Source organism: Iodobacter sp. CM08, assembly GCF_033446605.1.
GTDB lineage: Bacteria > Pseudomonadota > Gammaproteobacteria > Burkholderiales > Chitinibacteraceae > Iodobacter.
In genome coordinates, this window is the sequence record NZ_JAWQUO010000019.1 from 1 (window position 1) to 12772 (window position 12772).

A 12772-nucleotide genomic window follows, 5' to 3' on the forward strand; every position below is an offset into this window, starting at 1 on the left:
AAAGCTATTTAGGCTGGCGGCGATGGTTAGACCGCGCAGGCCAAAATATCACGGCAAAATCAGGGATTGAGCAGGCGATAGGAAAAAATATCCTTTTCAACTATTAATGCAGACAGAGCCTTTATATTGCGCTAGCAAGGCGGGCTTAGAGCACTTTATTCGGGCGCTGGCCGCCGAGCAAAGCCTTACTACCTATCCGGTCACCTGCATTAATTTTGATCCAGGCGTGATGGATACTGAGATGCAGGCCGAAATTCGCTCACGCAGCACCGCCGAATTCCCCGATGTGGGGCGGTTTATTGCCCGCAAGCAACAGGGGCTATTGCGTCAGCCTCAGCAGGTGGCCGCCGCGCTAGTGCAGCGCTTGGCCTCATTGCCTCAAGGTGGTGAGCGTTATAGCGTTGAGGACGAGTTGTAGGGGCTAGGCTTAGTTTTATCTTAAGGAATTGATGTTGCACAGCCCACGTTGATAAAGGCTGATACATCCCGCGTGGGCTGCGCCCACCCTACAAGAGCTTGGCTTGGGGCGGACAAATTAAAACAACACCTCATCTAGCCGCTGGCTAAAGTCTTTTGGTGGGATGATATCGCTGCGCACAATTTTGACCGGTACGATGGTTCTATCCAGCCACTGCCCGCGTTCGGCTAATACATGGCTGAGGGCGATTTCGGCGGCATCGGCGTCGCTACTGACCACTACGCCCATTTTATTGAGATTTAAGCGCTGAGTTTCGAGCCGGATATGGCTATTGGCATCGGTGAGCGAGGTTTCTAGCAGCGCCAACATAGCTTCTGGCTCTAAGGCACTGCGGCAGGCGTTGAATTCTGTGGAGAGCTGATCAAGTTGCTGGGTCAGCGCGGCATAGCGTGCTTCGCTTGGTTTGCAATAGCGCCAGCTGATTCTTACTTGCTCTAGCTCGGCGGCTAGTTGGCGTTTAAATTGTTCTCTTGCTTCAATATGCCAAGCGGCGTGGCTGGCGACTAGCTTCAGTAAGCGTTGTTTTAACATTCCATGCAGCGCATCAATGCTGCCTGCTACTTGGCTAATCTGCTGGCCACGGCATACCAGTACTTGTTGCGCCACATCTTGCCTTACGCTATCGCCAAATACCTCCATACCATAGCGTTGTTGCAGCTGGCTTTGCATTACCAGTACGGCATAGGCGTGATCGGCCAGCGGGTTTTGGGCAAACCAAGTTTGGGCTTCTGCCGAATGGCTAATGGTTTCTTGCACACTTTCGCTGGTGCCAAATGCAGCGTGGGCATGGGGCTCGGTGTTCCAACTATTGCTAGATAACTCAATCGGCACAGGCAGCTGCGCCACGATGCGGCCACTCCAAGAAACTGCAATGGCACAGGCATTTTGTAATCGTACTTGATAGCGGCTGGCAAGCTTAATCCGTGGGTTTGCAATCTCTGCTAGTGCATCAAGTAAGCTTGGGTCGCAGCTCAGTACCGTAGGTTTAAATAGCGCTGTTAGTGAGTTCCAGAGTTTCATACGCTTTCCATATATAGCCGTGCTGCCAGTGTTTGCTTTATTGATTAACTTGGCCAATAGAGGCTAAGACTAAGCCTACTTAGATTGATTCAGCTTTTATGACTTTTCCCTACAATCCACACCCCCAGCATCACAATAGCCGCGCCCAGCCATTGAATCGGGCTGAGGCGTTCGTCCAAAATACCGATGCTTAATAAAATAGACAGCATGGGGCCAAGGCTGCCGATGATGGCAGTGCGGCTGGCACCAATCCGGCTCATGGCGGCGGCGGTGGCGTAGATCGGTAGCACCGTAGCAAACACGGCCATAGCGGCGGCAAGGCCATACACCGGCAGGGGCTGAATCAGCGCTTGCACGGGGTGAGTGATTAAAAAGTGGCAAATAATGGCGATGCTAGAAACGGTGAGCCCCAGCTCGGTAAAGCGCATCGCGCCGACGCGGGCAATCACCTTGGGGCTCAGGCTCATATACAGGGCGTAGCAGGTGGTGCTGGCAAGGATAAAGCCAATCCCGACCCAATCGGCATTGGTGTCTTTTAAGCCTGGGTACACCACTAAGGCGATGCCTAAGTAAGTAATTGGCAAGGCTTGCTTAATGCGCCGTGTGAGCACCGCACCGCCAAGCATCACAGAAAACAACACGGTAAGGGTGGGATACAGGCTAAGGATCAGCCGCTCCAAGCTAGCACTCACCGTCATTAAGCCAATAAAATCCAGCACGCTCGATAAATAATAGCCCAGCAGGCCTAAGCCAATCAGTGCCAGATAATCCCGCCTAGCCAATGTTGCCTTGCTACGCCATAGGCTAAAGCTGGCTAAAATCAGCAGCACAAATAACATGCGTAAGCAGACCATGGTAATGGCGTCCACACCGTGCCGGTAAGCCAGCTTGGCAAATATGGCTTTGCAAGAGAAACCTGTAGCGGCAAAAACGGCCAAAATCACACCAAAACGAAAGATGCTGTTGCTGGGGGATGTTGTATACATCTTGCTTCCATTTAGGGAAACGATGGTTTAGGCGGCCTTAGCCCGATCATCTGCCAAAATCTCTGCTAGCCCTGCTTGTATCAGGTGGTAGGCAATGCTGGAGTTGCTGGGTAGCTCGGGTAGGTTTTCTGGGCTAAACCATTGGGCATCTTCGATTTCATCTGGCTGGGGGGTGATCTCGCCCGAGCTGTAATCGGCAATAAAAGCCAGCATTAAAGAGTGGGGAAAGGGATGGCTTTGGCTGCCAAACCAGCGTAGCTCACCCACTTTTACCCCTACCTCTTCATAAATTTCGCGGTGAATACACTCTTCTAGGGATTCACCAGCCTCTACAAAGCCCGCTAAAGCGCTATAAACGCCTGGCCTAAAGTGTGGTGAACGGGCTAGTAGTAGCTCTCTGCCCTTTTTAATCAGCACCATCATGGCGGGTGAAATTCGCGGATAGCTACGGTGTAGGCAGGCTGGGCATTCGCGTGCGGTTTCTGTTGGCATGCGGGTGGTGGCGGTGCCGCATCGGCCGCAAAAACGGTGCTGCCGATCAAAGGTCAGTAGTTGCTGGGCGCGGGCCGCAATCCAATAGCTGCTGTTGTCGAGCAAGCCCCATGCACTGCGTAGGCCAATGGCCTGTAGCTGATCGGAGTATGGGGTTTCTTGGGGCCAAGCCAGTAAGGTACAGGCTCTGCCTGAGTACTCGCCAATTTGCACACTGATTTCAGCGCTGGCAGGTAGCGTTTCGGCGAGGGGCAGTTGGCCATCGGCGCAGACTAAAAGTTGATCGCCAATAAACGCCAAGCACAGCGCGTCCATGTTTGCCGCCGTATGAATATATTGCGGAATAAAATTGACAGGCCACATCACCATACCTTTATTGTTTTAATGAGTAGAGAAATTCCCGTCAGGATGGTGACGCTTTCAAAGCAGCGTTTAATCATCTGATTGCCTTGTTTTAAGCCCCAGTGCGCCCCTAAATACCCACCTAGGGCGGAGGCGATTAGCAAAATAGGAACCCAAGGCCAGTAGAGCCCCGCTTGCATTGCCAGTGAAATAGCGCCTGCGCCATTCCAAAATAAACCCACCAACACCATGGTGTAAGCCACGGCGCGTTTGTAATCTATCCCAAACCAATGCACCAGCCACAGCGTAACAAATAGCCCCGTACCCGAGGTAAATGAGCCATTGAGTATGCCGATTAAAAATAAGCCCGCCGCACCTTGCCAAAGCGCTAAGCCGCTGCGGTGACGGCTTTGCGCTTCTTGCCCAAGTGAGGGGGAGAGTAGCGAGTAAACACCCAAGCCACTAGTAAGCAGAGCGAGGATAAGTAATGTCCAGCGTTCAGGAATCTGTAACACCAACATGGTGCCAATAAATACGCCAGGTAAGCCACTTGCCAGAATAATCAGCGAAAAGCGCCAGTTGAGCGTGCCCGCTTTGAGATGCTTGACCGTAGCGCCTAAGCCTAGCGCTACGCTGGCCACTTTATGCGTAGCCAGCGCCACTGGGAAAGCCAAGCCTAGAAATAGCAAAATAGGTAACTGCAATAGGCCCGCACCGCCACCCGCAAGTGCGGAAAGGATGTTGGCAATGAGCGATACAACAAATAATGCAATTAATTCAGTCATGGATTTGGGCACAGGTGATGCTGTGGAATGAGGTGATCTAGCCGCTTGTTGGCCTGAGGCTAAGCTCGCTAGCGAGCGTATGTCGATTTAAATCCGCATAAAAAGTAGTTTTTCTTTAATCTGAGGCTACTTTAAGAAAGCGCTGCTAGCAGTGTGTCGCTTAAATACATCAGTACACGCTAAGTCATCCGCTGATCAGCAGCTAAGCCACCGTGGTTTCTGTGGCTATTTGTCAGGATACGCAAGTTATCCTGCTAGGTCATTCCTTATGAAAACTAACTAATTTGCGCTGAATCTTGGATGTGTAGGGGCAGATGTAGGTGGATATGCTGCAATTACATGACTATTTGCCTGCATTACTAATTTTTTACATAACCTTACCGTTAGTCGGTCAATAGGCAGCGTTAGCTCTTACCTAGGGATAGTCCTAAGCTGTTTTGGCTTGTCAAACACACGTTTGATTCGTAGCATCAAGATGGTTTACTACAGAGAGCATCGGGCTTTGGCTTGTGCTAATCAAAACAAGACGGGAGATTTACATGAATTCTTCGCTGCCACGGGCAAGCCGCCCCTTTGCTGTTTTGCTACTGACCTCCTTGCTCGCTGCGTGTGGCGGTGGTGGAGATGCCAATACTCCAGCGGATACTCGCAATATTAAAGAAGTGGTTTCTTTTGGCGATAGCCTGAGCGATATCGGCACGTATAACCCGACTACAGCAGATGCTGATTTAAGCAATGATATTCCGGTTGGTTTACGCTTTACTACCAAGCTTGTTGTAAAAGAGGCTGGCAAGCCTGATGTTCAAACAGCTGGTGCTGTTTGGACTGAGTTTTTTGCCGCTGAATATGGTTTAAATTTAACCCCAAATCGCTTAGTCAACTTCAGCGGGTTAAATCCAGTCACTGGTGCGCCAGTGGGTACACCAAGTTTAATGGGCAAGATTTATGAGCTAGGTGGTAGTGCCTACGCAGAAGGTGGCTCAAGAATTGATACAGAGCTAACTGTAAATGCCAAGGGCCAAGCGATTAGTAATGGGCTTGTAACGGTGGCTCCTGGCGTAACTTACCAATCGGCAACTGCGCTATCGATCAAGGGCCAAATTGCCAAGTATAAAGCGGCACGTACTAGCTTTAATGCCAGCCAATTGGTATTGATTCAAGGCGGCCCAAATGATTTCTTTGCTTTCTTAGCAGGGGTGGCTGCAGGCAAAATCAGCCCTACAACAGCGCCAACCGAGATTGGCAAAAATGTGACCTCAATGGTCACACAAGTGAAAACATTGGTTGCTATGGGTGCTAGCAAAGTGGTTTATGCCAATATGCCAGATCTAGGCGTTACCCCTCAGTTTGCACCAACGCCTTTAAAAGGCTTAGCAACAACGCTTTCTGTTGAATATAACAAAGCGGTTGCTGCAGCATTAGCCACCGAAATCGCCGCGAAACAAGTCGTGATTGTAGATACCGCAGGCCTTGTGGCTAAAGCGATTGTTAGCCCAGTAAGCTTTGGTTTGGTTAACACCAGCAATATGGCGTGTAATAACGACACCACGCCATCAATCAGCGCTCTACCGCCAAGCACAGATCCAACTAAAGTTTCTGCCCTGACTTGCACAGGAAAAACCCTAGTGGCGGCTAATGCAGATGTGACGTATCTATTTGCAGATGGCGTACACCCATCGATTACAGGACATGCTGTTCTAGGTAAAGCAGCAGCAGGCACTGCCATGGCAGCAGGCTTTGTGAAGTAAGCTTTACCCATAAAAAAACCGCGCTTGGCCTTGGGCTTAAGTGCGGTTTTTTATTGCCTAGAATTTGATAATAAGTACTTTGCAATCAGTTTTCCAAAAAGTAGTCAGCCGTCATTCCCGCGTAGGCGGGAACCCCGCCGAGCTGCTGGATCCCCGACAAAGGTGCTCGGGGATGACGCTTTTTTAGCTGGATTAAGATACAAGAAAACGGATGCTTCACTACTTATCGCCTAGGCGCTGTGTATCCGGTAAAATTCGCTCATGAGCAAATTAACATTAGATCGCATCCTGCAATCGCAGGGCTTTGGTACGCGCAAGGGTTGTCGCGAGATGATTACCGACGGTGAAGTGGCCGTAAATGGTGAGATTGTCAGCAACTTTAAGCTCGCTTTTGAAACTACAGGGCTAGAGCTCACTATTTTTGGTGAAAGCTGGCCCTATCGTGAGCACGTCTATATTGCGCTGAATAAACCGGCCAATTATGAATGCTCACGTAAACCTAGCCATCATCCAGGGGTATTAAAGCTATTACCTGAGCAGTTTAATTGGCGCGAAGTGCAGCCCGTCGGCCGTTTAGATCACGATACCACCGGCCTGTTGCTGATGTCGGACGATGGCTCGTTTATCCACGCACAATCCTCCCCTAAGCGCCACGTGCCCAAGGTGTATGTCGCCATCACTGCCGAGCCGGTGAGCGATGAATTGGTCGCGCTGTTAATCGCCGGTGTACAGCTCAACGATGAGCCTGCGCCTTTGGCTGCCGTGCATTGCAAAAAGCTAGGTGAGAATGAGCTAGAAATCGTGCTGGAGCAGGGCAAATATCACCAAGTCAAACGCATGCTGGCCGCAGCAGGCAATCATTGCGCTGGTTTACGTCGCTCGGAAATTGGCGGCTTAAAACTGGCTGAGATGAATTTACCTGAGGGTGAATGGTGCTATTTATCTGAGGCACAAATGGCGCTGTTGGTGTCAGCACAGTAAAACACATGGGGAAAGCATGAAATGTAATGGCGTAGTCATCTATTTGTTATAAACTTGCCATTAAATTTCATTATTCTTACTAATTTTTTGCTGCCTGCCTAAGGGTATCCCCATGAATTTATGTAATGGCTTGCTTATGGCCAGCATCGCGCTGGCACTTACTGCGTGTAATGACTCTGATTTGGCGGCTCCCGAAGCCGTAGCTGCTCCTGTTGAGGTTAAACTGATTGCCATTAATGATTTTCATGGCAATATCGAAGCAGGAGCGATCACCCTAACCGTTCCCGATGCCAGTGATCCAAGTAAAACCACCAAGGTGCCGGTAGGTGGTGCTGAATATCTGGCGACCTGGGTTAAAAACCTTAAAGCTAAAAATTCAAATAATGTGGTGGTTTCAGCTGGCGATTTGATCGGTGCTAGCCCGATGATTTCTGCGCTTTATCATGACGAGCCAACGATTGAATCCATGAATGCTTTGGGTTTGGATTTTAATGCGGTAGGTAATCACGAGTTTGATGATGGCCGTGAAGAATTACTGCGTATGCAAAATGGCGGCTGCCACGCAGATAAAGTAGGTTGTGCCGATGGTAAGTTTGACGGTGCAAAATTTAAGTTTCTGGCTGCTAATGTGCAGGACAGCAAAACCGGTAAAACACTCTTCCCCGCTTATCAAATCAAAGAATTTCAAGGCGTAAAAATCGGCTTTATCGGCATGACTTTAAAAGGCACGCCGGGTATTGTTACGCCGTCTGGTGTGGTGGGTTTAGATTTTAAAGACGAAGTAGAAACCGCCAATAAGCTGGTGCCTGAGCTGCAAAAGCAGGGCGTTGAAACCATTGTGGTCTTGCTGCACGAAGGTGGGGTGACCGTTGATAAAAAATACAATGAATGCAATGGCATTTCTGGCCCCATCGTCGATATCGTAAACAAGCTAGATAAAGCCATTGATGTGGTGGTTTCTGGCCATACTCATCAGCCCTACAATTGCAAAATCAACGATAAGCTGGTGACCAGCGCCTATCAATATGGCGGCATGGTGACGGACATTGATCTGACGATTGATCCTAAAACCCGCAATGTGATTAAGATGAGCGCCAATAATCTGGCCGTGACGCGTGATGTGCCAAAAGATGCGGCCCAAACATCGTTGATCGAAAAATTCCTGAAATTGGTTACGCCGCTTAAAGATCGAGTGGCAGGAACCATTGCAGGCCCGCTGACTAAAACAGCCACGGCAGCGGGCGAAATGCCGCTAGGCCGAGTGATTGCCGATGCTCAGCTTGATGCCACAGCAGATAAGAGCAATGGCGCTTCGCAAATTTCCTTTATGAACCCAGGTGGTGTGCGTGCCGAGCTGGGTCCAGATGCCGCTGCTAAGGTGACTTACGGCCAGCTGTTTACCGTACAACCCTTTGGTAATACCCTCGTGACGATGACGCTGACTGGCGAGCAAATCGATAAGGTGCTTGAGCAGCAGTGGAATGCTGGGGCGGCCAAAATCATGCAAGTGTCGGCAGGCTTTAGCTATATATGGGATAAGAGCAAGCCAGATGGCAGCAAGGTAGATATTGCCAGCATTAAGCTCAATGGCGTGGCTATTGATCCAAAAGCTAACTATCGCGTGACGGTGAATAATTTTATGGCAACGGGTGGCGATGGTTATCTGGAGTTTGTAAACGGTAAGAGCGTGCTTGGCGGCCCGCAAGATGTGGATGCCTTGGAAAACTACCTGAAGAAAAACCCAATGCTTGCTGTGCCAAAAGCAGAGCGTATTAGTGTTTTGAACTAAGCCATATCATCCGCTTGGCTGACGCGATAAAGCGTTACCCTTGATAGGATTGAGTCACCGCCCCCTTTGCTACTTAAGCGAGCAAAGGGGGCTTTTTGCATCTAATTAGCCCCATGTTTTTCTGCTGAGTTTGCTTCTGCTAGGGAAAAAGAGCCAGCTGCCGTTGATGATTTGGCATTGGTGCATGTTTATATAAGCGTATCGGTCAGCCAGAGCAGATCATCCCAGTGCCAGACTGACGTATTCTTAGTGGAAATGCAGTGATCAATGTCAGTAGATTTAGCTATGCTTAAACCTACCTGATTATGTCTTTTGCTCAATGAACTCTTTGTCGATGGATTTGTAGGGCGGGTGAAACCCGCGAGCAATGCTGAGTAAATACGCGGGTTTCACCCGCCCTACGATATTTATAATGAGATTGAGCAAGAGGCTAATCAGTTAAACCTCTATCTAGGGAGCGAGCCAATGAAGCATCAATGTCTACAGCGCAGGCAGTTTTTATTGTTGGTGGGCAGCTTACTTGCCACGGTGGCCATGCCAACATGGGCGGCTGGAGCCTCGGGTGAAGTTAAGCAGCTCCTTGGGCAGGCGTGGAGGAATGATCAGCCTTTAAAACTGGGCGACCCGATTAGCTTAGGAGACCATTTACGCACGGGGGCAGATTCAAAGCTGGTGGTCAGGCTGGATAATGATGTCTATTTGCTACGTGCCAATGGCTCTTTGCAATTAGAGAAAAAAGGCCTAGTGCTGGGGAGCTTACGTTTACTGAGCGGCGCTTTACTTGCGGTATTTGCTAAGGGTAATAAGCAAATTATTACGCCAACGGTAACGGCAGGGATACGCGGTACAGGGCTGTATGCCGAGGCCAGCGAGCAAAGCACCTACTTTTGCCTCTGCTATGGCGAAGTCGATTTAAGCCCAATGCACCAAGAAGCTCGGCGCTTTCGGGTAAAAGCCAGCCACCATAAAGCGCATACGCTGGATGCGAAAGGCAGCATAGAAAAATCGCCACTTCGTAATCATAGCGATGACGAATTGGCGATTTTAGAAGCATTAGCCGGCCGTAAGCCTCATGCACTGGCCGGCTGATTTAAACGCCTACTTTTGTTTAGCTAAGCGCTCATTCCAGTTTTTAACCACGGCATCTAACGCGGCCTTGGCAGATTTACGCCCTGTGATCGCCGATTGGATTTCATTTTGCAGGGTGCGCTGCATGGTGGTTTCATCTGGCAGAATGCCTGGTTCTAAAGTCAGTGTTTTAGCGTTGCCAATAGATTGGGCGGCCACGGCGCGGGCCTTTTCTACCGGATCACTGCTCTTCGCTCCAGACATAAAGTACTGGTCTGCTGCCGCTTTTTTTGTCGATGGGAACGTAGTGCCGGTTTCTTTAGAGAAGGCCAATTGAGCTGCATCGCTGGTAATAAACTTACCTAGCTTGGCCGCATCGCTGGGTGATTTTGTGCCTTTAGGGATCACGTAATCCATCATCCAGCCCCCAAATGCCATTTTTCCCTCTGCAATTGGAAAAGGGGCGATTTCAGTTTTGCCGTAAATCGCTTTGCTATCTTGCTCGGTGCGTTTTAATGCTTGTGGCGCGGTGGTCATCATGGCAATGCGCTGCGTGTTATACGCGGCAATTTCTTGCTCGAATTCAATTTTAAATACATCTTTAGGTATTGCGCCTGCTTTATATAAATCTACAAATTTTTGCAAGAATGCAATGTGCTGAGGGGAATTAAATACTGCTTTGCCATTTTCAATCACTGGCAAGCCCGCGTAATAAAACCAATTGATAAAACTGCCACCACTTTCTGCCGATAATTTAGGTGTAAATGCGGGTAATTTTGTTTTTGCAGTAATAGTTTTGGCTTGGCTAATTAATTCATCAAAATTTTTGGCTGGGGTTTTTATACCCGCTTTATCAAATATTTCTTTATTGTAGGCAATCACAGCCACAGAGTTATACCAAGGAAAGGCATAGATTTTTCCTTTATAAGTAACATCGTTAAGTGCATTGTCTTGATAAAGATTTTTATCCGCCCCCAAGTATTCATTCAGCGGCAAAATATTGCCTTGGCGGGCAAAATCATGCACCCACGGTACATTAAAATTGACTAGGGCCGGAGGGTTACCCGCTGCAATAGCAGCAATCAGCTTAGGCTGAATTTGATCCCAATTCATATCGACCCAAATGGCATCTAGGTTTGGATTTTGCTGATTAAATTGAGTAGCAAGGCCTTTAAAGTAATCATTAAATTTAGGTGCCATATTCATGGTCCAAAATTCTAGTTTTACTTTTTCAGCGGCAAAAATGGGTGAGGCGCTTAAAATACTGGTTACAACCATTGCGCTAGTAATAATTTTTTTATTCATCTAGATATGCTCCATTTTTTTTGGCGGTGCGGCTTGGTAACATAAGTATTGTGTTATCTATGTGATTTTAAATATTGTGTAAAAGTGTGAAGTGTTGTTGTAAAAATGTGACTTACATTTCTAATGAACTAGGTATAGATGGCTGTCATATTGGCATATGATGATTGACCGATATTTGTGTATATCTTTGTTTATTGAGCAATGATAAAACGATGGAGTAAGGCTTTTATATTGTGGGTATGTTGCTGGGTAATATGATTTTGCCTCATTGCTGATTTACTTATTTAAACTTAGTTTGCAACCTATACTTACTCAATTAACCCTTGCGAGGTATGAACACAATGTCTGTTTTGATCTGTGGTTCTATGGCTTATGACACGATTATGGTTTTTCCAGATCGGTTTAAAAATCATATCTTGCCAGAAAAAATTCATATGCTTTCGGTGTCGTTTATGGTGCCGGAAATGCGTCGGGAATTTGGTGGTTGTGCGGGTAATATCGCTTATAACCTTAAAATGCTGGGTGGGGACCCACAAATTATGGCAACCGCAGGCTGCGATTTTGCTCCCTATGCCAATCGCCTAGATAGATTGGGTATTCGTCGTGATAGCATTTTAGAAGTTGCAGACACGTTTACTGGGCAATGCTTTTTAACCACTGATTTAGACGACAACCAGATCAACGCTTTTCACCCCGGTGCCATGAGTTTTTCGCATCTAAACCGTGTGGCGGATATCCAAGTAGCGATTGAGCTGGCGATTATTTCCCCCGATGGCAAGCAAGGCATGCAAGAGCATTGTGAGCAGCTTGCTAGCGCTAATATCCCCTTTATCTTTGACCCCGGCCAAGGCCTGCCAATGTTTAATGCGGCGGAGCTATTGCGGATGATTACTTTGGCCAGCTATGTGACGGTGAATGACTACGAGCTAGAAATGGTACTGAACACCACTGGCCAGAGCATGGATGAGCTTAAAAACACCGCAAAAGTGCTGATTGTTACGCTAGGTGAAGATGGCTCTAAAATTTATGAAGGCGGTATTTGCCATGATATTCCCGTGGTTGTGGCCAATGAGGTGCTAGACCCAACCGGCTGCGGTGATGCTTATCGTGCTGGGCTGTTATTTGGCATCAACCAAGGGTGGGACTGGCCAAGGACTGGGCGCTTGGCCTCATTATTAGGCACACTTAAAATTGGCTATAAGGGCGGGCAAAACCATGTTTTTAGCCGTGAGGAGATTGCGGCACGGTTTGAGCAGGCTTTTGGCTTGTCCTTGGTGTAGGGGCGCTGTGCGGCTTGCTTAATAAGGGATGTTTTGCAGCAAGATCAAAAAAGATATAGTGCACTAAAAGTGTGAACAGTTGGCTGCATTCCAATGCTATCAACGTAAGCAATATGCCATTCTTAGGGCGGGCGTAACCCGCGAGCGATGCTGAAAAAACGCGGGTTGCACCCGCCCTACGAAAAATATTTCGCTTAAGTTGATAGGATTAGGCCGCACTCCCCTTGTTTTTTGATTTATTTAAATAATTACATTTAAACTAAAATAGTTATTAAAAAAATCTACGCATCATAATGAAAGTTGGTGGTAGATCAGCCATTTTTAACCCATTTTATTCATATATTTAGTGTTTTTCGCGGATGAATAGTCTTTGTACGTAATGTTAGTTAAATAATATTAGTAATTTCTACTGTATTAAATCTGTCATGCAACTGACTTGTTGTTTTCATGCTTTGTCTATATGGTTTGTGCTCACGTCGGGAATCCTGACTAACCATA

At 48.0% G+C, this 12772-nt stretch carries 11 protein-coding genes; 6 read left to right on the forward strand and 5 right to left on the reverse strand.

The features are described 5' to 3' along the window. Positions 1-106: 106 nt before the first annotated feature. Entirely contained in the window at positions 107-418 is a 312-nt protein-coding gene (locus R6242_RS12240) for an SDR family NAD(P)-dependent oxidoreductase (RefSeq protein WP_318427188.1), read from the forward strand. A gap of 117 nt (positions 419-535) precedes the next feature. On the opposite strand, the gene R6242_RS12245 is transcribed toward R6242_RS12240, so the two are convergent. The 4 genes from R6242_RS12245 to R6242_RS12260 all read right to left on the reverse strand — a co-directional run bounded on the left by R6242_RS12245 (position 536) and on the right by R6242_RS12260 (position 4103). Next, positions 536-1498, reverse strand: a complete 963-nt coding sequence (locus tag R6242_RS12245; protein WP_293933865.1) for a hypothetical protein — start codon at positions 1496-1498, stop codon at positions 536-538. An 89-nt stretch (positions 1499-1587) separates the two neighbouring features. Next, positions 1588-2484, reverse strand: coding sequence for a DMT family transporter (locus tag R6242_RS12250; RefSeq protein WP_318427190.1), 897 nt, complete (start codon positions 2482-2484; stop codon positions 1588-1590). Positions 2485-2511: 27 nt separating this feature from the next. Further along, positions 2512-3339, reverse strand: coding sequence for an NAD(+) diphosphatase (nudC, locus tag R6242_RS12255; protein WP_318427193.1), 828 nt, complete (start codon positions 3337-3339; stop codon positions 2512-2514). Beyond that, positions 3339-4103, reverse strand: coding sequence for a sulfite exporter TauE/SafE family protein (locus tag R6242_RS12260; protein WP_318427196.1), 765 nt, complete (start codon positions 4101-4103; stop codon positions 3339-3341). Before R6242_RS12260 ends, nudC begins: the two co-directional genes overlap by 1 nt. Before the next feature lie 539 nt (positions 4104-4642). On the opposite strand from R6242_RS12260, the gene R6242_RS12265 reads away from it, so the two are divergent. The 4 genes from R6242_RS12265 (at position 4643) to R6242_RS12280 (ending at position 9710) form a co-directional block, all read left to right on the forward strand. After that, entirely contained in the window at positions 4643-5851 is a 1209-nt protein-coding gene (locus R6242_RS12265; protein WP_318427198.1) for an SGNH/GDSL hydrolase family protein, read from the forward strand. 261 nt (positions 5852-6112) lie between these two features. After that, positions 6113-6832, forward strand: coding sequence for a 16S rRNA pseudouridine(516) synthase (locus R6242_RS12270; protein ID WP_318427201.1), 720 nt, complete (start codon positions 6113-6115; stop codon positions 6830-6832). A 112-nt stretch (positions 6833-6944) separates the two neighbouring features. Further along, complete coding sequence (locus R6242_RS12275) at positions 6945-8621, forward strand: bifunctional metallophosphatase/5'-nucleotidase (RefSeq protein WP_318427203.1); 1677 nt, start codon at positions 6945-6947, stop codon at positions 8619-8621. Positions 8622-9086: 465 nt separating this feature from the next. Then, complete coding sequence (locus R6242_RS12280) at positions 9087-9710, forward strand: FecR domain-containing protein (protein ID WP_318427205.1); 624 nt, start codon at positions 9087-9089, stop codon at positions 9708-9710. Positions 9711-9719: 9 nt separating this feature from the next. Here R6242_RS12280 and R6242_RS12285 read toward each other — a convergent pair whose 3' ends face one another. Beyond that, positions 9720-10994 carry a sugar ABC transporter substrate-binding protein gene (locus R6242_RS12285; RefSeq protein WP_318427208.1) on the reverse strand — a complete coding sequence of 425 codons (1275 nt, stop codon included), beginning with the start codon at positions 10992-10994 and terminating at the stop codon, positions 9720-9722. Between the two features lie 341 nt (positions 10995-11335). On the opposite strand from R6242_RS12285, the gene R6242_RS12290 reads away from it, so the two are divergent. Beyond that, entirely contained in the window at positions 11336-12274 is a 939-nt protein-coding gene (locus tag R6242_RS12290) for a carbohydrate kinase family protein (protein WP_318427211.1), read from the forward strand. The last annotated feature ends 498 nt before the right edge of the window (positions 12275-12772 follow it).

What these genes read in the sequence shown, in the direction of transcription:
- R6242_RS12270 (WP_318427201.1), top strand. Translation starts at nt 6,113, where the DNA reads ATGAGCAAATTAACATTAGATCGCATCCTGCAATCGCAGGGCTTTGGT.
- R6242_RS12245 (WP_293933865.1), bottom strand. Translation starts at nt 1,498, where the DNA reads ATGAAACTCTGGAACTCACTAACAGCGCTATTTAAACCTACGGTACTG.
- nudC (WP_318427193.1), bottom strand. Translation starts at nt 3,339, where the DNA reads ATGTGGCCTGTCAATTTTATTCCGCAATATATTCATACGGCGGCAAAC.
- R6242_RS12240 (WP_318427188.1), top strand. Translation starts at nt 107, where the DNA reads ATGCAGACAGAGCCTTTATATTGCGCTAGCAAGGCGGGCTTAGAGCAC.
- R6242_RS12285 (WP_318427208.1), bottom strand. Translation starts at nt 10,994, where the DNA reads ATGAATAAAAAAATTATTACTAGCGCAATGGTTGTAACCAGTATTTTA.
- R6242_RS12265 (WP_318427198.1), top strand. Translation starts at nt 4,643, where the DNA reads ATGAATTCTTCGCTGCCACGGGCAAGCCGCCCCTTTGCTGTTTTGCTA.
- R6242_RS12290 (WP_318427211.1), top strand. Translation starts at nt 11,336, where the DNA reads ATGTCTGTTTTGATCTGTGGTTCTATGGCTTATGACACGATTATGGTT.
- R6242_RS12250 (WP_318427190.1), bottom strand. Translation starts at nt 2,484, where the DNA reads ATGTATACAACATCCCCCAGCAACAGCATCTTTCGTTTTGGTGTGATT.
- R6242_RS12275 (WP_318427203.1), top strand. Translation starts at nt 6,945, where the DNA reads ATGAATTTATGTAATGGCTTGCTTATGGCCAGCATCGCGCTGGCACTT.
- R6242_RS12260 (WP_318427196.1), bottom strand. Translation starts at nt 4,103, where the DNA reads ATGACTGAATTAATTGCATTATTTGTTGTATCGCTCATTGCCAACATC.
- R6242_RS12280 (WP_318427205.1), top strand. Translation starts at nt 9,087, where the DNA reads ATGAAGCATCAATGTCTACAGCGCAGGCAGTTTTTATTGTTGGTGGGC.